General features: G+C 65.0%; 21 protein-coding genes and 2 pseudogenes. 18 read left to right on the top strand and 5 right to left on the bottom strand.

Going from position 1 to position 22,070, the window contains the following annotated elements; translation table 11 throughout:
* Positions 1 to 1,630, bottom strand: a pseudogene (locus H8B02_RS30130) (lytic transglycosylase domain-containing protein); the annotation flags it as partial.
* Positions 1,631 to 1,936: 306 nt separating this feature from the next.
* Between H8B02_RS30130 and dapA the strand changes: the two are divergent.
* The 4 genes from dapA to H8B02_RS30150 are packed head-to-tail and all read left to right on the top strand — an operon-like array spanning position 1,937 to position 4,424.
* Positions 1,937 to 2,827, top strand: coding sequence for a 4-hydroxy-tetrahydrodipicolinate synthase (gene dapA, locus H8B02_RS30135; RefSeq protein WP_229169568.1), 891 nt, complete (start codon positions 1,937 to 1,939; stop codon positions 2,825 to 2,827).
* Between the two features lie 59 nt (positions 2,828 to 2,886).
* On the top strand, positions 2,887 to 3,303 hold the full coding sequence (gene mscL / locus H8B02_RS30140) for a large conductance mechanosensitive channel protein MscL (protein WP_212318795.1): 417 nt from the start codon (positions 2,887 to 2,889) through the stop codon (positions 3,301 to 3,303).
* 1 nt (position 3,304) lies between these two features.
* Complete coding sequence (gene smpB / locus H8B02_RS30145; protein ID WP_173642523.1) at positions 3,305 to 3,778, top strand: SsrA-binding protein SmpB; 474 nt, start codon at positions 3,305 to 3,307, stop codon at positions 3,776 to 3,778.
* Positions 3,779 to 3,827: 49 nt separating this feature from the next.
* Positions 3,828 to 4,424, top strand: coding sequence for a peroxiredoxin (locus tag H8B02_RS30150; protein WP_229169569.1), 597 nt, complete (start codon positions 3,828 to 3,830; stop codon positions 4,422 to 4,424).
* Between the two features lie 41 nt (positions 4,425 to 4,465).
* Here H8B02_RS30150 and H8B02_RS30155 read toward each other — a convergent pair whose 3' ends face one another.
* Both H8B02_RS30155 and H8B02_RS30160 read right to left on the bottom strand, forming a co-directional pair.
* Positions 4,466 to 5,125 (bottom strand): uracil-DNA glycosylase, encoded by a 660-nt coding sequence (locus tag H8B02_RS30155; RefSeq protein ID WP_229169570.1) that lies wholly within the window; start codon positions 5,123 to 5,125, stop codon positions 4,466 to 4,468.
* A complete protein-coding gene (locus H8B02_RS30160; protein ID WP_016844002.1) occupies positions 5,106 to 5,738 on the bottom strand; it encodes a LabA-like NYN domain-containing protein in 633 nt (210 codons plus the stop codon). The genes H8B02_RS30155 and H8B02_RS30160 overlap by 20 nt, the downstream gene beginning before the upstream one ends.
* Positions 5,739 to 6,098: 360 nt before the next feature.
* Here H8B02_RS30160 and rpoZ point away from each other — a divergent pair, with 360 nt between their 5' ends.
* The 12 genes from rpoZ to H8B02_RS30220 all read left to right on the top strand — a co-directional run bounded on the left by rpoZ (position 6,099) and on the right by H8B02_RS30220 (position 18,775).
* The gene (gene rpoZ / locus H8B02_RS30165) at positions 6,099 to 6,491 is read left to right on the top strand and encodes a DNA-directed RNA polymerase subunit omega (protein WP_016844003.1); all 393 of its coding nucleotides are present in this window, start codon (positions 6,099 to 6,101) and stop codon (positions 6,489 to 6,491) included.
* Between the two features lie 216 nt (positions 6,492 to 6,707).
* Positions 6,708 to 8,999, top strand: coding sequence for a RelA/SpoT family protein (locus tag H8B02_RS30170; protein WP_229169571.1), 2,292 nt, complete (start codon positions 6,708 to 6,710; stop codon positions 8,997 to 8,999).
* 93 nt (positions 9,000 to 9,092) lie between these two features.
* Positions 9,093 to 9,866 carry a pyridoxine 5'-phosphate synthase gene (locus tag H8B02_RS30175; RefSeq protein WP_229169572.1) on the top strand — a complete coding sequence of 258 codons (774 nt, stop codon included), beginning with the start codon at positions 9,093 to 9,095 and terminating at the stop codon, positions 9,864 to 9,866.
* On the top strand, positions 9,863 to 10,279 hold the full coding sequence (acpS, locus tag H8B02_RS30180) for a holo-ACP synthase (protein ID WP_229169573.1): 417 nt from the start codon (positions 9,863 to 9,865) through the stop codon (positions 10,277 to 10,279). Before H8B02_RS30175 ends, acpS begins: the two co-directional genes overlap by 4 nt.
* A 282-nt stretch (positions 10,280 to 10,561) precedes the next feature.
* A complete protein-coding gene (gene lepB / locus H8B02_RS30185) occupies positions 10,562 to 11,323 on the top strand; it encodes a signal peptidase I (protein WP_092114761.1) in 762 nt (253 codons plus the stop codon).
* A complete protein-coding gene (rnc, locus tag H8B02_RS30190) occupies positions 11,320 to 12,141 on the top strand; it encodes a ribonuclease III (RefSeq protein ID WP_050422613.1) in 822 nt (273 codons plus the stop codon). Before lepB ends, rnc begins: the two co-directional genes overlap by 4 nt.
* The gene (gene era / locus H8B02_RS30195) at positions 12,134 to 13,057 is read left to right on the top strand and encodes a GTPase Era (RefSeq protein WP_229169574.1); all 924 of its coding nucleotides are present in this window, start codon (positions 12,134 to 12,136) and stop codon (positions 13,055 to 13,057) included. Before rnc ends, era begins: the two co-directional genes overlap by 8 nt.
* A gap of 44 nt (positions 13,058 to 13,101) precedes the next feature.
* Positions 13,102 to 13,482 (top strand): hypothetical protein, encoded by a 381-nt coding sequence (locus H8B02_RS30200; protein ID WP_092114758.1) that lies wholly within the window; start codon positions 13,102 to 13,104, stop codon positions 13,480 to 13,482.
* Positions 13,483 to 13,622: 140 nt separating this feature from the next.
* Complete coding sequence (gene recO, locus H8B02_RS30205; protein WP_229169575.1) at positions 13,623 to 14,372, top strand: DNA repair protein RecO; 750 nt, start codon at positions 13,623 to 13,625, stop codon at positions 14,370 to 14,372.
* Positions 14,373 to 14,444: 72 nt separating this feature from the next.
* On the top strand, positions 14,445 to 16,700 hold the full coding sequence (gene parC / locus H8B02_RS30210) for a DNA topoisomerase IV subunit A (protein WP_229169576.1): 2,256 nt from the start codon (positions 14,445 to 14,447) through the stop codon (positions 16,698 to 16,700).
* Between the two features lie 160 nt (positions 16,701 to 16,860).
* The gene (locus H8B02_RS30215; protein WP_229169577.1) at positions 16,861 to 17,823 is read left to right on the top strand and encodes a cation diffusion facilitator family transporter; all 963 of its coding nucleotides are present in this window, start codon (positions 16,861 to 16,863) and stop codon (positions 17,821 to 17,823) included.
* Between the two features lie 148 nt (positions 17,824 to 17,971).
* On the top strand, positions 17,972 to 18,775 hold the full coding sequence (locus H8B02_RS30220; RefSeq protein ID WP_229169581.1) for an N-acyl homoserine lactonase family protein: 804 nt from the start codon (positions 17,972 to 17,974) through the stop codon (positions 18,773 to 18,775).
* On the opposite strand, the gene H8B02_RS30225 is transcribed toward H8B02_RS30220, so the two are convergent.
* Positions 18,766 to 19,587, bottom strand: coding sequence for a helix-turn-helix domain-containing protein (locus tag H8B02_RS30225; RefSeq protein ID WP_229169578.1), 822 nt, complete (start codon positions 19,585 to 19,587; stop codon positions 18,766 to 18,768). The genes H8B02_RS30220 and H8B02_RS30225 overlap by 10 nt on opposite strands.
* A 79-nt stretch (positions 19,588 to 19,666) precedes the next feature.
* On the opposite strand from H8B02_RS30225, the pseudogene H8B02_RS30230 reads away from it, so the two are divergent.
* A pseudogene (locus H8B02_RS30230) lies at positions 19,667 to 20,351 on the top strand (DMT family transporter).
* On the opposite strand, the gene H8B02_RS30235 reads toward H8B02_RS30230, so the two are convergent.
* Positions 20,352 to 20,543, bottom strand: coding sequence for a hypothetical protein (locus H8B02_RS30235; protein ID WP_229169579.1), 192 nt, complete (start codon positions 20,541 to 20,543; stop codon positions 20,352 to 20,354).
* Positions 20,544 to 20,718: 175 nt separating this feature from the next.
* Between H8B02_RS30235 and H8B02_RS30240 the strand changes: the two genes are divergently transcribed.
* On the top strand, positions 20,719 to 21,972 hold the full coding sequence (locus tag H8B02_RS30240; protein ID WP_229169580.1) for an adenylate/guanylate cyclase domain-containing protein: 1,254 nt from the start codon (positions 20,719 to 20,721) through the stop codon (positions 21,970 to 21,972).
* The last annotated feature ends 98 nt before the right edge of the window (positions 21,973 to 22,070 follow it).

The following is a 22,070-nucleotide window of genomic DNA, read 5'->3' on the forward strand; positions in this document are numbered from 1 at the left end:
CGCGGCCCTGCCAATAGCCGGCACGCGCCAGCGCGGTCGGGTTGGCGCTGCCGACGCCGATCCGCGCGAAATGCTGGGCGGCCAGGGCGGGATCGTTGAGGAAGCGCAGCGCGATCCAGCCCGAGGTGAATTCCTGCTCGGTCTTGTAGATGTCGCGGGCGGGCAGCGCCGCGTCGCGCGCGATCAGATAGGCGGTGCGAAACTCGTTGACGTCGATCATCTTGCGCGCCAGCAGGCGGCGCTCGACCCACCATTCGTCGACGTTGAAGAGCCGCGCGGCGTCCTTCGGCGCGCTCAGCATCAGCTGCGCGGCTTCGGTGAACTTCTCCTCGCGGCGGAGCAGCTGGATCTTGGCGAACAGATAGCCGGTGTCGCCGGAGAGTTCGCGCGGCACCTCTTCGAGCAGCGCGCGCAGGTTCGAGCCCTTGCGGTTGGCCGCGATGCGCGCCTTGGCGAGCGCCAGATAGCCGGAGCCGAGACGCCTGGCCGCGCGGATGCCGGCGGCCTCGTTGTCGGTGCCGTAGAGCATGGTGTCCATGCGCGCCTTGTGGTCGCCGGCGGTCAGGAACGAGCCGAACAGATCGAGCGCGGTGGTCTCGGTGTCCTCGCTCATCGGGTCGTTGCGCCAGGCTTCGCGCACCAGGCGCTCGGCATTGCCGCGGTCGCCGCGTCCGATCATCACCTTGGCGAGCGCGAGCCGGCCCTTGGCCGAGACCGGCGATTCATTCTGGAACCAGGCCCACACCGCGGAATCGTCGCGATGGTCGTCCCATAGCGATGCCTCGATGCGGCGGCGCAGGAAGGTCTGCGAGGGCCAACTTGGATTGGCGTCAAGGAAGGCGCGGTAGCGCTCGACCGAGGCGCCATTGTCCTCGCTGCGCAGGATCAGCCATTCGGCAAGCTTGCGCGCCACCGGATCGGAGATCGAAGCCTCGGCCTCGGTGGCGTCCGCCGGCTTGCGCTTGCGCAACAGCTCGACGACGCTCGCGAGCGCTTCCTTGTCGGATTGCGACGTCGACGATGTCGCGGCCACGGCCGCGGGCAGCACCGGCTTGCGCGCGATCGGCGCGGCATGCTGGCGGGTCGCCGGAACCAGCGCGGGGGCGGCGGCACGGATGGGCGCCGGCTTGTTCGGCAGACTTCCTGTCGCAGCCGGAGCAGCGGGCTTCGACGCAGTGGTCTTTGCCGCAGTGGGCTTCGTCGTAGTGGGCTTCGTCGTAGTGGTCTTGGACGTGCTGCTCTTTGACGCGGCGGCCTTCGAAGCGTCGGTCTTGGAAGGTGCGGCCCTGGCGTCGTCGGTCTTCGCCGCGCCGGACTTCGAAGAGGTCGTCTTGGCGGCCTCCGTCTTGGCAGCGCTGGTCTTGGTGTCGCCGTTCTTGGCGGCGGCTGGCTTTGAAGAGTGTGCCTTCGAGATGCCGGGCTTGGAAGCGTCGGTCTTGGAAGCGCCCTTGGAAGCCGCATTCTTCGGGTCAGCTGTCTTGGAAGCCGAATCCTGGGCAGCCGGCTTCGCGGCTGGAACATCCTCGGCGGCCCATGCATCGGCCGTGATGGCGGCAAGGCCAACAACGAGCGCAAGGCTCGTCGCCAGCGCCGTCGATCGCAATGTACCTGCGCGGGCGGAACGGATCACAGAAGTCCTCTGCGGCCCCGAATCATCTGGTCGGTTGGGCCATGGGTTCTTATTTGATTGAAAACGTAGACAAAATACTAAGAAGCCTGCCGGTGCGGCTGTTTGCGCCAGCACAACGGCAAAATCGCGGCTGGAACCGGCTGGGAATAGGTTCGGTACGGCCCTTTCGCCTGCCGGTCAGACCCGATATGAATTGCCTTTCATGGCGTTTCGCATCAACCGGGTGCCGGTTGCACGGACGTGAAGCACGACAATAACAAGGGTCCGTCGACCTAGCCTTTAGCCTGAAGCGTTTGGAGGAAGTCCATGGCAGCCAAGACAAAATTCCGGGGATCATTCACTGCCTTGGTGACGCCCTTCAAAAACGGCGCGGTGGATGAGGCGGCATTCCGCAGCCTCGTGAACTGGCAGATCGCCGAGGGTACGCACGGCCTGGTGCCGGTCGGCACCACAGGCGAGAGCCCGACGCTGAGCCATGACGAGCACAAGCGCGTGGTCGAGTGGTGCATCGAGGAGGCCAAGGGCCGGGTGCCCGTGATCGCCGGCGCCGGCTCGAATTCGACCAAGGAGGCGATCGAGCTCGCCGAGCACGCGGAGAAGGCCGGCGCCAATGCGGTGCTGGTGGTGACGCCGTACTACAACAAGCCGACCCAGGAAGGGATGTACCAGCACTTCAAGGCGATCAACGATGCGATCGGCATTCCGATCATCATCTACAATATCCCGCCGCGCTCGGTGATCGACATGTCGGTGGACACCATGGCGCGGCTGTTCGAGCTGAAGAACATCGCCGGCGTCAAGGACGCGACCGCGAGCATGGTGCGGGTGTCGCAGCAGCGCGCTGCGATGGGCGAGGACTTCAATCAACTGTCGGGCGAGGACGCGACCATCATCGGCTACATGGCGCATGGCGGCCACGGCTGCATCTCGGTGACATCGAACGTCGCGCCGCGGCTGTGCTCGGAGTTTCAGACCGCTTGGCAGAAGGGCGATGTCACCACCGCGCTGAATATCCACGACAAGCTGATGCCGCTGCACACCAACCTGTTCATCGAGAGCAATCCGGCGCCGGTGAAGTATGCGATGTCGCTGCTCGGCAAGCTGGACGAGAAGCTGCGCCTGCCGATGGTGCCGGTTTCTGAATCGACCCGCCAGGCCGTCCGCAGCGCCATGGTGCATGCCGGCCTGATCAACTGAGCCAGGCCGGTACCGCCGTGAACAATGCCGTGCGCAATGTCGAAGAGAAGGGGATGGGCATGCTGAAGGAATTCCGCGAATTCGCCATGAAGGGCAATGTCGTCGACCTCGCCGTCGGCGTCATCATCGGCGCAGCCTTCGGCGCGATCGTCACCTCGCTGGTCGGCGACATCATCATGCCGATCATCGGCGCGATCACGGGCGGACTCGATTTCTCCAACTATTTCACCGGGCTTTCCAAGGCCGTCACGGCGACCAACCTGGCCGACGCCAAGAAGCAGGGCGCGGTGCTGGCTTGGGGCAACTTCCTGACGCTGACGCTGAACTTCCTGATCATCGCCTTCGTGCTGTTCATGGTCATTCGCGCCATGAACCAGTTCAAGCGCAAGGATGAGGCCAAGTCCGCCGAGCCGCCGAAGCCGTCCGACGAGGTCGTGCTGCTGACGGAAATCCGCGACCTCCTCAAGAAGGGCTAACGTGGCCGACAAGAACGAACGTCCGATCAAGGTTGTAGCTGAAAACCGAAAGGCCCGCTTCAACTATGCCATCGAGGATACGGTCGAGGCCGGCATTTCGCTGACCGGCACCGAGGTGAAGTCGATCCGCAGCGGCAAGAGCACGATCGCGGAATCCTATGCGGATTCTAAGAACGGCGAGATTTGGCTGATCAACGCCAATATCCCGGAATATCTGCAGGCCAACCGCTTCAACCACGAGCCGAAGCGGCCGCGAAAGCTCTTGCTGCATCGCAAGCAGATCAACAAGCTGCTCGGCGCCGTCGACCGCGAAGGCATGACGCTCATTCCGCTGAAGCTGTACTTCAACGAGCGCGGCCGTGCCAAACTGCTGCTCGCGGTCGCCAAGGGCAAGAAGCTGCACGACAAGCGCGAGACCGAGAAGAAGCGCGACTGGGGCCGCGAAAAGGGCCGCCTGATGCGGGCGCGGGGCTAGGGTGTCCGGAGCGCCGCCACTGCGACGACGGCGGATGGAGATTGGTCCGATGAACCAGAGCAGCCTCACCGACGTCGACTGGAGCAAGATCCCGGCGCCCACCGACGATGGCGGCGCGGCGCATCTGACCGGCATGACGATCCCGCCGGTCAGGCTGCGCGCCACCGACGACACCTCGGTGGCGCTGTCGGCGCTCGAGGGCCGCACCGTGGTGTTCGCCTATCCGCGAACCGGCGAGCCCGGCAAGATCGGGCTGGTCGACGATTGGGACATGATCCCCGGGGCCCGCGGCTGTACGCCGCAGACCTGCGCCTTCCGCGACCTGTTCGCCGAACTGAAGGCGGCCGGTGCCGCCCAGGTGTTCGGGCTGTCGACGCAGAGCAATGCGTATCAGACCGAGATGGCGTCGCGCCTGCATCTGCCGTTCCCGGTGCTGTCGGACGAAGCGCTGGAACTGACGCACGCGCTGAGATTGCCGACGATGTCGGTGGCGGGCCTGACGCTGATCAAGCGGCTTGCGCTCATCATCGACGATGCGCGCATCACGCACGTGTTCTATCCGGTGTTCCCGCCTGACCGGAATGCCGGCGACGTGCTGGAATGGCTGCAGGCCAATCCGCGGAAAGATGAGAGCGCTTCCAAATAAAGTGGATGCCGGTTCGCGAAGTGGATACCGGGAGAAGGGCTCTAACGGAGCTCCTTGCGCACAGTCGCGAAGACCTTGCGGAACATGTCGGTCGTCAGCACGCCGGTGTTCGTATTGTAGCGCGAGCAGTGGTAGCTGTCGTAGAGCTTGAATCTGCCCGTGCTATGCACGGCGCCGTGCACAAAGGGCGCGGCAGCCAGACGAATATCCAGCGCCCTCAACGTTGATTCGTGTGCGATACGCCCGAGCAGCACGATCGCGCGCAGCTTCGGCATCGTAGCGATGGTTGCGCGGAGGAATTGCCGGCAGGTGTTGATCTCGGCCGGCAGCGGCTTGTTTTGCGGCGGCACGCAGCGCACCGCGTTGCTGATCCGGCAGTCCACCAGCTTCAAGCCGTCGTCCGGCCGCGCCTGATAGACGCCGTTGGCGAAGCCATATTCGAGCAAGGTCGCGTAGAGCAGATCGCCGGCGTAGTCGCCGGTGAAGGGACGGCCGGTGCGGTTGGCGCCCTGCATGCCCGGCGCGAGCCCGACGATCAACAGCCGCGCATCCGGATCGCCGAACGATTCCACCGGCGAGTTGAACCAGTCCGGGTGGAGTGTGCGGGCCTGTGCACGAAAGTCGGCCAGCCTGACACAGAGCTGACAGTTGCTGTCGGGGCGCGTCGGTGCGGCGACGAGATTACTCGTCGAAATCGTCATCGGCTCCCCGGGGGGCCATGGTGGTCGCGCGCTGCAGGAATTGCGGGGAGTGGTGACGCGGTTCGCGCGGGGCCGGTCGTTCGGACGGATCGCGGCCAAGCTTGGATTGCAGCTCGACGAGGTCGGTGAAGACGTCGGCCTGGCGGCGCAGCTCGTCGGCGATCATCGGCGGCTGGCTCGCAATGGTGGAGATGACGGTGACGCGAACGCCGCGGCGCTGCACGGCCTCGACCAGCGAGCGGAAGTCGCCGTCGCCGGAAAACAGGATCATCTGATCGATGTGCTCGGCCAGCTCCATGGCATCGACGGCGAGCTCGATGTCCATATTGCCCTTCACCTTGCGGCGGCCGCTGGCGTCGATGAATTCCTTGGTCGCCTTGGTGACCACGGTGTAGCCGTTGTAGTCGAGCCAATCGATCAGCGGACGGATCGACGAATACTCCTGATCCTCGATGATCGCCGTGTAGTAGAACGCACGGAGCAGGGTGCCGCGACTCTGGAATTCCTTGAGGAGGCGCTTGTAGTCGATGTCGAAGCCGAGCGTCTTTGCGGTTGCATAAAGATTGGCTCCATCGATGAAGAGCGCGATCTTGTTGGAAACAGGTGACGACATCAAAGTGTTCTCGCGTGGTTGTTAGTGTTCTTAGCGCGGCGGTGATCAACCACGCGTAATTTCCGGCGTTGCTGCCTAAAGTTCTGTGAATCTTTCCCCACGACAGTCACCACCGCAATTATGGTGAGGCGAGGGCAAAAAGCCTAGACCTTTGACATTGCAATGAAGAGATTTACTTGTCTGGGACAGCAACCTAGCCATGTCGTCAGACGCTCCGGCCCTTCTGGCCCCGGCAGAGGGGGTTATCAGAGCCCGTTGGGAAGGCAAATCACAAATTTTACCTTGCGAAACGGGGGCTAGCCCTATAACTAACCCTCATAACCTACATGTTCGGTCCCTTTTACCACGGAGCGCCTCGAGATGGCTCGCGTCACCGTCGAAGATTGCATTGATAAGGTCGACAATCGTTTCGACCTCGTCCTGTTGGCTGCGCATCGTGCCCGGATGATCTCGTCGGGATCGCAACTCACGGTTGATCGCGACAACGACAAGAACCCGGTCGTTTCGCTGCGCGAGATCGCCGATTCGACGATCTCGCCGGAGGACCTGAAAGAGGAACTCGTGCACTCCCTGCAGAAGTTCGTCGAGGTCGACGAGCCCGAGCCGGACACTGTGCCGCTGATCGGTTCCGCCGGTGCCAGCGTCGACGCCGACGACACCGAGGTCGCGGTCGAGCGCATGACCGAGGAAGAGCTGCTGAAGGGCCTCGAGGGCCTGGCGCCCCCGGAAGAGCAGCCCGAGGAAGACGAGTAGGCTCGTCGTTCGGCTCCGCATCTCGGATCAATTTGCCAAAGGCCCGGACATTGCTCCGGGCCTTTGCTTTTGTTGACAATTTTGCTGTTACGGTGCGTCCTATGCGGACGCGCGAAATTGAATGGTTCCAGGGCCCGCGCGGGGTGCTGCTTCGTTCGAAAGCGCACTAGATTGAGGAAGAAGGGACGTTCCGGTCCCGCGAGAGGCAGCGAGTTCATGGCGTATCGACGCCGCAGTTCCATCCAGATGCAGGCTGCAACCGAAACGGTCGCGGTCGCGCCGGCCTCGTCCACGGCGGAAAGGCCGGCGAAGCCGCGGACCCGAATGATGCGACAATATGACCTCGTCGAGCGCGTCCGTTCCTATAACCCCGACACCAATGAAGACCTGCTAAACCGCGCCTACGTCTACGCCATGAAGGCGCACGGCACGCAGACGCGCGCCTCCGGCGATCCCTATTTCTCGCATCCGCTCGAGGTCGCCGCGATCCTCACCAACCTCAAGCTCGACGACGCCACGATCGTGGCGGCGCTGCTGCACGACACGATCGAGGACACCGAGGCGACGCGGGCCGAGATCGACCATGTGTTCGGCCATGAGATCGGCGCGCTGGTCGAAGGCCTGACCAAGCTGAAGCGGCTGGAGCTGGTGTCGCGCGAGGCCAAGCAGGCCGAGAATTTGCGCAAGCTGCTGCTGGCGATCGCCGACGACGTCCGCGTGCTGCTGATCAAGCTCGCCGACCGCCTGCACAACATGCGCACGCTGGAATTCGTGCCGCCGGCCTCGCGCCGCCGCATCGCCGAGGAGACGCTGGATATCTATGCGCCGCTGGCCGGCCGCATGGGTATGCAGGAGATGCGCGAGGAGCTTGAGGACCTGTCGTTCTTCGTGCTCGATCCCGAGGCCTATGCAGTGGTCAAGCAGCGGCTCGATTCACTGGCCGAGCGCAACCGCAACCTGATCGGCGAGATCGAAACCCAGCTCTCCAAGAACCTGCAGAAGAACGGCATCACCGCGCGGGTGTTCGGCCGCCGCAAGCAGCCGTTTTCGATCTGGACCAAGATGGAGCGCAAGTCGGTCGGCTTCGAGCAGCTGTCCGACATCTACGGCTTCCGCGTCATCCTCGACGATGTCGGCGCCTGCTACCGCGCGCTCGGCATTGTCCACACCACCTGGCCGGTCGTGCCGGGCCGCTTCAAGGACTACATCTCGACGCCGAAGCAGAACGACTACCGGTCGATCCACACCACCGTGATCGGGCCGGGCAAGCAGCGCGTCGAGCTGCAGATCCGTACCGAGGAGATGAACCAGATCGCCGAGTTCGGCATCGCCGCGCATGCCTTCTACAAGGAGGGGGCGGGCTCGCCGCACGAGCGGCTGAAGCACGAGTCCAACGCCTTCGCCTGGCTGCGCCACACAATCGGCATCCTCTCGGAGAGCTCCAATCCCGAGGAATTCCTCGAGCACACCAAGCTCGAACTGTTCCACGACCAGGTGTTCTGCTTCACGCCGAAGGGAAAGCTGATCGCGCTGCCGCGCAACGCCAACGTGATCGATTTCGCCTATGCCGTGCACACCGGTGTCGGCAACAGCGCGGTCGGCTGCAAGATCAACGGCAAGTTCGCGCCGCTGTCCTCCGAGCTGCAGAACGGTGACGAGGTCGAGGTGCTGACTTCGAAGGCGCAGTCGGCGCCGCCGTCGGCCTGGGAAGCGCTCGCCCGCACCGGCAAGGCGCGCGCCGCGATCCGGCGTGCCACCCGCGATGCGGTGCGCGACCAGTATGCCGGCCTCGGCCGCCGCATCGTCGACCGCCTGTTTGCCCGCGCCAAGATCGAATATGCCGACGACAAGCTGAAGGGCGCCTTGCCGCGGCTTGCGCGCACCTCGATCGAGGACGTGATGGCCTCCGTCGGACGCGGCGAGATCAAGGCCTCCGACGTCGCGCGCGCGATGTATCCCGACTACAAGGAAGAGCGGATGGTGCGCTATGGCGCCAAGAAGGGGCTCGCCGCCAAGCTGAAGACGCAGACCCCGCCGCATCCGGCGCGCGCCACTTCGGTGATCCCGGTGCGCGGCATTAATTCCGACCTGCCGGTGAAGTTCGCGCCGAACGGCGGCGCCGTGCCGGGCGATCGGATCGTCGGCATCGTCACGGCGGGCGAGGGGATCACGATCTATCCGATCCAGTCGCCGGCGCTGAAGGATTTCGAGGAGGAGCCGGAGCGCTGGCTCGACGTGCGCTGGGACATCGACGAGACCATGCCGCAGCGCTTCCCCGCGCGCATCCTGGTCCACAATGTCAACGAGCCGGGCAGCCTCGCCCAGATCGCGACCGTGATCGCCGAGCACGACGGCAATATCGACAACATCCACATGTCGCGCCAGTCGCCCGACTTCACGGAGCTGACCATCGATCTTGAGGTCTATGACCTCAAGCATCTCAGCGCTATCATCGCGCAGTTGCGCGCCAAGGCCGTCGTTGCACGGGTCGAACGCGTCAATGGGTAAAGCTGCAGGCGCGGGGCATGGGCGAGCGGAAGCTACGCCTTCCTTCGGACGGCTATGGCCGCGCATGACAGGCTAGAATTGCAGGTTAGGGACATGTCAAAGGCTGCTCCGCTCCGTCTCGGTATCAATGTCGATCACGTCGCGACCCTGCGCAATGCGCGGGGCGGGGCGCGGCCCGATCCGGTGCGGCTCGCGCTTGCCGCGATCGCGGCCGGTGCCGACGGCATCACCGCGCATCTGCGCGAGGATCGCCGTCACATCCGCGACGAGGACATGGCGCGGCTCAAGGCCGAGATCTCCAAGCCGCTGAATTTCGAGATGGCGGCGACCGACGACATGCTGCGGATTTCGCTCGCCACCAAGCCGCATGCGGTTTGCCTCGTGCCGGAACGGCGCCAGGAGCTCACCACCGAAGGCGGCCTCGACGTGGTCGGCCAGCACAATGCGCTGGCGCCGTTCATAGCGCGGCTCAATGATGCCGGCATCCGGGTCTCGCTGTTCATCGCCGCCGATCCCAGGCAGATCGAGATGGCCGCGCAGCTGAAGGCGCCCGTGATCGAGATCCACACCGGCGGCTGGTGCGATGCCGTGGTCGACGGTCACAAGGACAAGGCGGAGGCCGAGTGGAAGCGCATCGTCGCCGGCGCCAAGCTCGCGCAGGCGGCCGGGCTCGAGGTCCATGCCGGCCACGGGCTCGACTATGAGACCGCGGAGACGATCTCCGCGCTGCCCGAAATCCGCGAACTCAACATCGGTTACTTCATGATGGGCGAGGCGCTGTTCGTCGGCATCACCGCTACGGTGCGCGAGATGCGTGCGGCAATGGACCGCGGCCGTGCCAGGGCGCAAGGTGCCGTCAGCGCATGATCATCGGCATTGGCTCCGACCTGATCGACATCACCCGGATTGCGAAGGTGATCGAGCGGCACGGCGAGCGCTTCCTCGATCGCATCTTCACCGACGCCGAGCGCGCCAAGGCGATGCGCCGTGCCAACAGCGAGAAGATGGTGGTCGCAACCTACGCCAAGCGGTTCGCCGCGAAGGAGGCCTGCTCCAAGGCACTCGGCACCGGTATCCGGCGCGGGGTGTGGTGGAAGGACATGGGGGTGGTGAACCTGCCGGGAGGGCGGCCGTCGATGCTGCTGACCGGCGGGGCGCTGGCCCGGCTCCAGGAGCTGACGCCCGCGGGCATGCAGGCGCAGATCGACCTTTCGATCACGGACGATTGGCCATTGGCACAGGCCTTCGTCATAATTTCGGCGGTTGCTCCCGCCAGATGAGCGCGCGGCGCCGGAATTTGCCAGAAAACTTCAGCAAACTAAAAAATCATTGACATTTCAATGAATTGCGAAGTTTTGAGGCGGCGATTGATTGCGCCCCTGCGAACAACCGTCTAAAACGCCGCAGGGTATCGAGCGAGACGCGGATTCCAGGTTTAGGCCGGAATTTGCCCTCAAGATCAGAATCAAGGCCATTTTCCTCACGCGGGGGTCGAACGCTTCGCGTGGAGAGAACGTTCTGCCACCGCGTGGGCATCAGGGCCCGCGGGAATTGGGAAAGCAATGAGCGCGACCACCGGGACCAAATCTGAGAGCGGCTTAGGCGAGACCATCCGTGTCGTCATCCATGCCCTTCTGATCGCGCTCGTCATCCGCACCTTCCTGTTCCAGCCGTTCAACATCCCCTCAGGGTCGATGAAGGCGACGCTCTTGGTCGGCGACTACCTGTTCGTCTCGAAATATTCCTACGGCTACAGCCACTATTCGATCCCGTTCTCGCCGAACATTTTCTCGGGGCGCATCTTCGGCTCGGAGCCGAACCGCGGCGACATCGTGGTGTTCCGCCTGCCGCGGGACGACTCCACCGACTACATCAAGCGCGTCATCGGACTGCCGGGCGACCGCATCGAGGTCCGGAACGGGTTGCTCTACATCAACGATGAGCCGATCAAGCGCGAGCGGCTGAGCGATTTCGTCGGCGAGGATCCCTGCGGCTCGGCGGATGCCACCGCCCGGGTCAAGCGCTGGAAGGAAACGCTGCCGAACGGCGTCAGCTATGAGTCGCTCGACTGCACCGACAACAGCTACATGGACAACACCATCGTCTACACCGTTCCGCCCGGGCACTTCTTCATGATGGGCGACAACCGCGACAACTCCACCGACAGCCGCTTCCTGTCGCAGGTCGGCTACGTGCCGTTCGAGAACATCATCGGGCGGGCCCAGATGATCTTCTTCTCGATCGCCGAGGGCGAGCAGGCCTGGATGATCTGGCGCTGGCCGTTCGCCGTGCGGTGGAACCGCCTATTCTCCATCGTGCGATGAACGACGATACCGCAGCCATCAACGACCAAGCGCCCACCGGCGAGCCGAGCCAGACGCCCGCCGCCGAAAGCACGGCCGCGCCGAAGAAGCGGCGCAGCAAGGCCGCCAAGGCGGCTGAAGAGAAGGCCGCAATCGCCGGTACCGAGGCGCGTATCGGCTATACGTTCTCGGATGCCGCGCTGCTGACCACTGCGTTCACCCACGTCTCCGCGCTGAAGCCCGCCACCCGCAACCGCGCCGACAGCTACCAGCGGCTGGAATTCCTCGGCGACCACGTGCTCGGGCTGATCGTGTCCGACATGCTGTTCCGGGCGTTCCCGAAGGCCGATGAGGGCGAATTGTCGAAGCGGCTCGCCGATCTCGTGCGCAAGGAAAGCTGCGCCGATGTCGCCAAGTCGCTTGGGCTGCTCGAGGACATCAAGCTCGGCATGGTGAAGGCGGTCGAGGGCGCACGGCTGCGCAAGTCCGTGCTCGGCGATATCTGCGAAGCGGTGATCGGGGCGATCTTTCTCGACGGCGGCTACGAGGCCGCGCGCCAGTTCGTCGAGCGCAACTGGACGGAACGGATGCACAAGCTGCGCCGGCCGCTGCGCGATCCCAAGACCGTGTTGCAGGAGTGGGCGCAAGGCAAGGGATTGCCGACGCCGGTCTATCGCGAGGTCGAGCGCACCGGCCCGCACCACGATCCACAATTCCGCGTTGCGGTTGACCTGCCGGGCCTGGCCTCCGCCGAGGGCCTCGGGGGCAACAAGCGCGCGGCCGAGAAAGCAGCAGCATCCGCGATGATCGAGCGTGAAGGCGTCGGTACCAATGACTGACGAACCCAAAGGGCAGGGGGAAGCGACGCGCTGTGGCTTCGTCGCGCTGATCGGTGCGCCCAATGTCGGCAAGTCGACGCTGGTCAATGCGCTGGTGGGCTCCAAGGTCACGATCGTGTCGCGCAAGGTGCAGACCACGCGCGCGCTGATCCGCGGCATCGTGATCGAAGGCAACGCGCAGATCATCCTGGTCGACACGCCCGGCATCTTCGCGCCGCGGCGCCGGCTCGACCGCGCCATGGTGTCGACCGCCTGGAGCGGTGCCCACGACGCCGATCTCGTCTGTGTGCTGCTCGATGCGAAGTCGGGCCTCGACGAGGAGGCCAATGCGATCCTGGCCAAGCTCGAAACCGTCGCGCATCCGAAGATCCTGGTGCTGAACAAGGTCGACCTCGTGCAGCGCGAGAAGCTGCTGGCGCTGGCGCAGGCCGCCAACGAGCGGATGCGCTTCGAGCACACCTTCATGATCTCGGCGCTGTCGGGCGATGGCGTTGACGATCTGCGCCAGGCGCTGGCCAAGCTGGTGCCCGCGGGACCGTTCCTCTATCCCGAGGACCAGATGTCGGATGCGCCGATGCGGCATCTGGCGGCCGAGATCACCCGCGAGAAGATCTACAGCCATCTGCATCAGGAATTGCCGTACCAGTCGACGGTCGAGACCGACAGCTGGACCGACCGCAAGGACAAGTCGATCCGCATCGAGCAGACGATCTTTGTCGAGCGCGAGAGCCAGCGCAAGATCGTGCTCGGCAAGGGCGGCGCCACCATCAAGTCGATCGGCGCGCAGGCGCGTGCCGAGATCGCCGAGATCATGGGCGTGCCTGTGCACCTGTTCCTGTTCGTCAAGGTGCGCGAGAACTGGGGCGACGATCCCGACCGCTACAAGGAAATGGGGCTGGACTTCCCCAAGGAATGAGCCGGCGCTTGAACGTGCCCAGAGCAATGAGCGTGCCCAAAGCAATGAATGTGCCCAGAAATGTGCTGTGGTTTGAGGTGCTGCTCTATCTGTCGCTGACGCTCGACGCGTTGTCGGTGGCGTTCCAGGACCGCACGCCGACCGACGTGAGGACCGATCAGATGATCACCGGCGAGACGCTGACCGCCGGCTGCATGATCCTGCTGCTGGTGTATTTCGTCCGGCTCGCCGCGCAGCACCGCAAGAACTGGCCGCGCTGGGCGCTGGGTGCGATGCTGGTGCTGTCGGTGATCTCGCTGGTGCAGGTGATCGGCGAGAAGGGCCTGGAGCTCGACAGCGCCATCGAGGTGGTGTCCTGCATCCTGACTACGGCCGGGCTGTATTACTCCTTCACCGGCGACGCGCAGGGCTGGTTCAACGCGTAGGCTGCGTAGGGCGGGTTAGCCCAACGGGTCCGCGCCAGCGCGGCCCGACGACAGGCTCCGGCGTAACCCGCCGTGTAACTTCCTGGCGATATCGGCGGATTGCGCTGCGCTAATCCGCCCTACATGATACTTTTGCGATCATGGAATGGACCGACGAAGGCATCGTGCTGGGCGTGCGGCGGCATGGCGAATCGTCCGCCATCGTCGAGCTCTTGACGCGCGAGCACGGCCGTCATCTCGGCCTGGTGCGCGGCGGCGCCGGCTCGCGGATGCGGCCGCTGCTGCAGCCCGGCAACAGCGTCACCGCGGTGTGGCGGGCGCGGCTCGACGAGCATCTTGGCATGTACACGCTGGAAGGCACGCGGCTGCGGGCGGCGACGCTGCTCGCCTCGTCGCACGCGGTCTATGGCGTGACGCATCTGGCGGCGCTGGCGCGGCTGCTGCCGGAGCGCGATCCGCATGAAGACATCTACGAGATGCTGCAGGGGACGCTCGATGATTTCGACGATGCCGGCGTCGCTGCCGTGCACCTGATCCGGTTTGAGCTCGCCATGCTGACCGAGCTCGGCTTTGGGCTCGACCTGGAAAACTGTGCGGCGACCGGGGAGACCACCGACCTGATCTACGTGTCGCCGAAATCCGGCGGCGCCGTGTCCCGCGCCGCCGGCGAGCCGTGGCGCGATCGGCTGTTGCCGTTGCCGGCGTTCCTGCGCGAAGGCGAGGGCGGCGCCAACGGCTGGTCGGAGCAGGACCTGCGCGACGGCTTCCAGATCACCGGCCTGTTCCTGCTCCGCCACGTGCTGGAGCCCCGCGGTCAGGGCCATTCCGACGCCCGCGACGGGTTTATCAACGCCGTGACCAGGCCACGGACCCGAACGGCGGTTCCGTAAGGCCGATTCGGGCCCTAAATTCCCGGTGATTCGCGGCTTGCCCGATTCACCGCCAAGGTTTAACGCCTCCCCATGGGAAAACGACAGGTACCGCCGGAAAAGCCGGCCGAAATTCACGAGGTGCCCCTGCGTGATGCGCTCGAGGAGCGCTATCTCGCCTATGCGCTCTCGACCATCATGCATCGTGCGCTGCCGGATGCCCGCGACGGGCTGAAGCCGGTGCACCGGCGCATCCTCTACGGCATGGACCTGCTCGGGCTCGACCCGCGTGCGGCCTTCAAGAAGTCGGCCAAGATCGTCGGCGACGTGATGGGCTCGTTCCATCCGCATGGCGACCAGGCGATTTATGACGCCATGGTGCGCCTGGCACAGGATTTCTCCTCGCGCTACCCGCTGGTCGACGGCCAGGGCAATTTCGGCAATATCGACGGCGATAATGCGGCCGCCTACCGCTACACCGAAGCGCGCATGACCGAGGTCGCGCGGCTCTTGCTCGAAGGTATCGACGAGGACGGTGTTGAATTCCGCCTCAACTACGACGGCCAGACGAAAGAGCCGGTGGTGTTGCCGGGCGGCTTCCCGAACCTGCTCGCCAACGGCGCGCAGGGCATCGCGGTCGGCATGGCGACCTCGATCCCGCCGCACAACGCGGCCGAACTCTGCGACGCCGCGCTGCATCTGATCGAGAAGCCCGACGCCAAGTCGAAGGCGCTGCTGAAATGGGTCAAGGGCCCGGACTTCCCGACCGGCGGCATCGTCGTCGATTCCAAGGAATCGATCATCGAGGCCTACACCACGGGGCGCGGCTCGTTCCGCACCCGCGCGCGCTGGACCCAGGAGGAGGGCGCGCGTGGCACCTGGGTGATCGTCGTCACCGAGATCCCGTGGCTGGTGCAGAAGTCGCGGATCGTCGAGAAGATCGCCGAACTCATCAACGAGAAAAAGCTGCCGCTGGTTGGCGATGTCCGCGACGAGTCCGCCGAAGACATCCGCCTCGTGATCGAGCCGAAATCGCGCACGGTCGATCCGGCGCTGATGATGGAATCGCTGTTCCGGCTGACCGAGCTGGAAAGCAAGATCTCGCTGAACCTGAACGTGCTGATCAAGGGCCGCATCCCGAAGGTGGTCGGCCTTGCCGAGTGCCTGCGCGAATGGCTCGACCATCTGCGCGACGTGCTGGTCCGCCGTTCGAATTTCCGCAAGACGCAGATCGAGCATCGCCTGGAAGTGCTGGGCGGCCACCTCGTCGCCTATCTGAACCTCGACAAGGTGATCAAGATCATCCGCACCGAGGACGAGCCGAAGCCGGTCTTGATGAAGACCTTCAACCTCACAGACGTCCAGGCCGACGCCATCCTCAACATGCGCCTGCGCAATCTGCGCCGCCTGGAGGAGATGGAGATCCGCACCGAGGACAAGGATCTGCGCAAGGAGCTGAAGGGCATCGAGGGTCTGCTCGGTTCCGAGACCGAGCAATGGGCCAAGGTCAGCGATCAAGTTCGCAAGGTCCGCGATATCTTCGGGCCCAAGACCCCGCTCGGCAAGCGCCGCACCACCTTCGCCGATGCGCCCGAGCATGATCTCGCCGCGATCGAGGAAGCCCTGGTCGAGCGCGAGCCGTGCACCGTCGTGATCTCCGAGAAGGGCTGGGTGCGGACGCTGAAGGGCCATGTCGAGGATCTGTCGGGGCTCGCTTTCAAGACCGACGACAAGCTCGAGCACTCGTTCTTTGCCGAGACCACCTCGAAGCTGCTGCTGTTCGCCACCAACGGCAAGTTCTATTCGCTCGATGTCGCCAAGCTGCCGGGCGGCCGCGGCCATGGCGAGCCGATCCGGATGTTCATCGACCTCGAGCAGGACGCCGCGATCATCTCGCTGTTCGTCAACAAGGGCGAGCGCAAGTTCCTGATCGCGAGCAGCGAAGGACAAGGCTTCGTCGTCAAGGAAGAAGACTGCGTCGGCAATACCCGCAAGGGCAAGCAGGTGCTCAATGTCGAGATGCCGAACGAGGCCCGTGCGATCACGACCGTGAACGGCGACACCGTCGCCGTGATCGGCACCAACCACAAGATGGTGCTGTTCGGTCTCGACCAGGTGCCGGAGATGGCGCGCGGCCGTGGCGTCCGGCTGCAGAAATACACCAGCTCGGAGCTGTCTGATGTCGCGGTGTTCGATTCCAAGGCCGGCCTGACCTGGAAGGATTCCGCAGGCCGCGAGCACAGCATGACCTTGAAGGAACTGGCCGACTGGCGCGGCAACCGCGCCGACGCCGGCCGGCTCGCCCATGGCTTGCCGAAGTCGAACAAGTTCAATCGCGGCGTGGAGTAGTTGCGTAGGGCGGGTTAGGCGCAAGCCGTAACCCGCCGTTCTTGTCGCGGCGCGGCGGATTACGCCTTCGGCTAATCCGCCCTACTGCTGCACCCGGTGTGATAGTATCCACATTTCCCCGCGCTATAACCGTCGCCGACGATATCGGGCGACGGTTGCCATGGCGCATCATCACGACCACGACCATGACCACAGCGGTCATTCTCACGGACATTCCCATGCCGGGCATTCCCACGCCGGGCACAGCCACGCGCCCGACAGTTTCGGTACGGCCTTTGCGGTCGGCGCGTCGCTGAACACCGCCTTCGTCATCGCCGAGCTGATCTTCGGCTACTCCGCCAACTCGCTGGCGCTGGTCTCCGACGCCGTTCACAATCTCTCCGACGTCATCGCGCTGCTGCTGGCCTGGGGCGGGGTGTGGCTCGCCGGCCGGCGCCCGACCGACACCCACACCTATGGCTACCGCCGTGCCTCGATCCTCGCGGCATTGTTCAATGCCGGGCTGCTGTTGATTGCGGTCGGCGGCATCGCGGTCGAGGCGATCAACCGCTTCCGCGAGCCGGCCGAGGTCGCAAGCTGGACCGTGGTCTGGGTCGCGGCGCTCGGCATCCTGATCAACGGCGGCACCGCGCTGCTGTTCATGCGCGGCCGCGACAGCGACCTCAATGTCCGCGGCGCCTATCTGCATATGGCGGCGGACGCCGGCGTCTCGTTCGGCGTCGTGATCGCCGCGCTGCTCATCATGGCGACCGGTTGGCAGTGGCTCGATCCGGCGATCAGCCTGGTCATCGCCGTGGTGGTGCTGCTGAGCGGCTGGGAGCTTGCCCGCGACAGCGTCAATCTCGCGCTCGACGCGGTGCCGAGGGGCATCGATCTCAAGCAGGTGAGGGACTATCTCGGCGCGCTCGAGGGCGTCACCGAGGTGCACGATTTGCACATCTGGGCGATGAGCACCAGCGAGACGGCGTTGACCGCACATCTGGTGCGGCCCGGCGGACATGACGATGTCTTCCTGCATCGCGTCTGCGCCGAGCTGTCGGAGCGATTCAGCATCCACCACGCGACCCTGCAGGTGGAGATCAGCAGCGAGACCTGCCGGCTGGCGCCGGCGGAGATGGTGTAGCCGGCGGCGAACTTCACTCGCGTTCAATTGATCGATCGACCCGTGACCGTGTCTTCCACGGCCGCCGGTGAGACGGCACATTGCGGCCGCGCGCGTTGAGCGGGCGCGATCAATGGAGGGCAACGTGAAGAAGGCAATCGGTCTTGCGATGTTGCTCTGGGTCGTGGGCGCGACGCCGCACGCAGACGCCCAGCCGGCGAAAACAGGTGTCGAGCGGCTCTACATCCTCAACTGCGGCGAGGGCGTTGCAGGCGACATTTCACGCTGGTCGCCCGGCGTCAATGAAGGCAAGTTGATGGACTTCGTCGACAATTGCTACCTGATCGAGCACGCCCAGGGCTGGTTCCTGTGGGACACCGGCATTCCCGACGCAGTCGCGGCGATGCCGAACGGCCTTGCGCCTGCCGATCCCAGGGCCGTGACCTGGCATCGGCCGAAGACGCTGGCCGCGCAGCTCGACCAGCTCGGGGTGAAGCCGTCGGACATCAAGACGATTGCCGTCTCGCATACCCATCCCGACCACATCGGCAATGTCGAGATGTTCCCGGCCGCGATGCTGTATGTGCAGAAGGCAGAGTATGAATGGCCCGGCGCCAACAACGCGCCGCGCTTCAGGCTCGAGCATCCCGTGACGAAGCTCGAGGGTGACCGCGACGTGTTCGGCGACGGCAGCGTCACCATCCTGTCGACGCCGGGCCACACGCCCGGCCACCAGTCGCTGCTGGTGAAGCTGCCGAAGACCGGCGCCGTCTTGCTGACCGGCGATGCCGTTCACTTCAGGGATAATTGGGACAATCGGCGCGTGCCGAGCGCGAATGCCAGTAAGGAGCAGACGCTGGCCTCGATGCAGAAGATCGCCGACACGCTGACGAACGAGAAGGCGCAGCTCTGGATCAACCACGACAAGGCCCAGCGCGACGGGCGGAAAATGTCGCCGGACTTCTATGACTGAGCGGCTTTGCGACCGCGCGCTTTCGACCAGTCTCGAAAAATCTGCGCGGTCGCATCGTCCATCGGAAAGAAGCTCTCGATGCGCAGCTCCTGCAAGGTGACGTCCTGCGGCGTTCCCAGCGTTGCGATGGTGGTGAACAGCTGCAGGCGGACGTCGCCCTTGCGGAACAGCATCGGCAGCACCGGCCCGGACGCGGGCCCCGCAGGCGGCGCGGCCAACGCAGCCTCGACGCCGTCATAGGCCAGCAGGCGCTTGAGCAAGTCAGCCGTCGCGCTGGTGCCGTCGGCGGCGGCATCGGCCTCGACGCTGCGGACGAAGTAGCCTGCGACCTCGGTCCAGTTGGTGAGATAGGGCCGCAGCACGTCGGGCGCGACCAGCGCGTCGGCGAGCTTGACCGCCGTGCCGGGCGCCAGCGGCCCGAGCAGGAATTCCACCAGCTGCCCGGCGCCCGCATTGGCGAGCAGCAGATTCCAGTGCCGGTCGACCACGACCGCAGGGAAGGGCTCCTGCTGCGCCAATATGAAATCGAGTGCGTAACGGATCTGGGCGAGCTCGGGCGCGGCAAGATCGGTTTGCCGCCACACCGGCGCGAAGCCGGCCGCAACCAGCAGCGCGTTCTGCTGGCGTAGCGGCACGTCGAGCGCCGCGGCAAGCCGGATCACCATGTCGCGGCTCGGTGCGGCGCGGCCGAGCTCGAGGAAGCTCAGATGGCGCTGCGAAATATCCGCGCGTCCGGCCAGCTCGAGTTGCGAATGGCCCTTGCGCTGCCGCCACCAGCGCAGGCTGGCTGCAAAATCGGGCTGCTGCGACATGAATACCTACCAGGTAGTTGCCGGAATGATCTCGCCGGGCAAGATGCCACAAGCGAGCACGAAACGCATGGGGACCGGAATGGGCGAGTGGATCGGCGTCGCGATTGCACTGGTCTCGAGCTGCCTCGGCGGCACGGCGGCGGCGATCACGCGTTACCTGACAGGCAATGCTGATCCGATCACCCTTGCGATCCTGCGCTGGGCGATCGGCTTTCTCTGCGTGCTTCCCGCCGCGGTCCTGCTCAGGGCGAAGTGGCCGCCGCGCGAGGATCTGCCGGCGGTCGCTGCGCTCGGCATAGCCTTCTTCGGCGTGTTCTTCGTGCTCTACAACATCGCGATGTCCTACACGACGGCGGCGCGCGCCAGCCTTGCGCTCGCGACGTTGCCGCTCTCGACCATGGTAGTCGGTGCCTTGCTTGGCATCGAGCCGCTGACGATGCGCAAATCGATCGGGGTTTCAATTGCGGTGCTCGGCGCGGCCGCCGCGCTGGCATCCGGGCTGTCGGCGGCGCCGGCGGGTGCATGGCGCGGCGAACTGATTATGGCCGCCAGCCGGCGGCGCGCTGGCCTTCATCCTGTGGGTGCTGGCGCTCGAGCGGGCCTCACCGACCCGCGTCGCCAACACAATGACGGTCAATCCGATCGCCGCCGGGCTGCTGGCCAAGCAGCTGGTCGGCGAGCCGATCACGACCAATCTGGTGGTCGGTCTGATCGCCGTCTTCGCTGGAATCTGGATCGCGACGTCGGAAACCAAACCGGCCTGATCAACTATGCGGGGCGGACGGCGCGGTCACCGACGGGGCGGGCGCGTGCTTCGGCTTCATCGTGCCGGCGTAGAACGACAGGGCGTAGACCAGGATGATGCCGGCCAGATAGACCCCATAGGATTGCGGCGGCGTGGTCGCCCATCGCATGAGGCGTCGGATCGGGTTCGGCTGGTCGGCGTCGTTATCCATGCGCTCTTGTGCGCGAAGGCCGGCGCAAAGGGAAGCGGAATCGCCACCGTTCGGGGCGTCGTTCCGCCCGAGAATGGTGAGGCGCGGCGGCCTTGCAATACTGGACTGGCGTCCGCATCTGTCACGCGACGACCAGCCCTTCCTCCCGCACCAATTGCCCGGCATAATCCTACGCATGGAACTCACGCCCCGTTTGCGTCTCATGAATTGGCTGGTCCGCCAGGGTCTGACCGGGCTGCCGGAAAACGACCTGCTGCGCGGCTTCTGCGAGCGCTGCCGGGCCGCCGGCATGCCGTTGTCGCGGGCGATCGTCTTCATCGACACCCTGCATCCGATCTTCGAGGGCCGCGGTTTCCGCTGGAACGACGGCGAGAGCAACGAGGCCGACATCTTCGAATACGGCTCGACCAGCAGCGGCGAGGCCAGCCAGAACTGGCGGCGGTCGGCGTTCCATCACATGCTCGAAAATGGCCATGACGAGATGGTGATCGATCTCAACGGCTCGCACGATTTTTCGATGATCGGCGACCTCGCCGAGAAGGGCCACAAACACTTCGCCGCGTTCGTGCATCGCTTCGGCGAGGCCGGCACGATCGGCGAGATGGACTGCTTCTACTCCTACTACACCACCCGCCGTTCGGATGGATTCGACGAGAACCATATGTCGGCGCTGCGCGACCTCGTGCCGGTGCTCGGGCTCGCGATCAAGTCGGCCGCCCAGGTCGAGATCGCCCGCACGCTCGGACGGGTCTATCTCGGCCGCGAGACGGCGGAGCAGGTGCTGCGCGGGCGCATGCAGCGCGGCATCACCGAGAAGATCAAGGCCGTGCTGTGGTACTCCGACGTGCGCGGCTCGACCGCGATCAGCGAGCGCATCGGCCCGGACGAGATCATCCCGTTCCTCAACGACTACGCGCAGGCCTCGATCGACGCGATCCACGATGCTGGCGGCGAGGTGCTGAAGCTGATCGGCGACGGCGTGCTGGCGATGTTCACCGGCGAGAACATGGCAAGCGCCAGGCGCGCGGCGCTGCGCGCCGAGCACAGATTCCGACATAACATCCGCGTGCTGAACGATCGCCGCGAGAACGAGAATCGGCCGACCACCACGGCCTATGTCGGCCTCCATGTCGGCGAGGTCTTCTACGGCAACATCGGCAGTGAGGACCGGCTGGACTTCACGGTGGTCGGGCCCGCCGTCAACGAGGTCAGCCGGATCGCCTCGATGTGCGCCTCGGTCGACCGCGAACTGCTGACCTCGACCGATTTCCGCACCGGGCTCGACGCCGCCGGCCGCAACTATCTGGTCTCCACCGGCCGCTTCGTCTTGCGCGGCATCAGCCATGCCCAGGATCTCTATACGCTGGATCCGGCCGTTACCGCCGACGAGGTCGTCGGCGGCAAGTATGAACGGTATCTGGCAAGTTGATCAGCAGCGCGCGGGTTCGCCGACCATGTCGGGCTGACGCCTGAGCGACACTGCGGGCGACATCAGGATCACCAGCGCCTGGGCAGCGAAGATCGCGG

It is taken from the genome of Bradyrhizobium altum (assembly GCF_020889705.1).
Taxonomy (GTDB): domain Bacteria; phylum Pseudomonadota; class Alphaproteobacteria; order Rhizobiales; family Xanthobacteraceae; genus Bradyrhizobium; species Bradyrhizobium altum.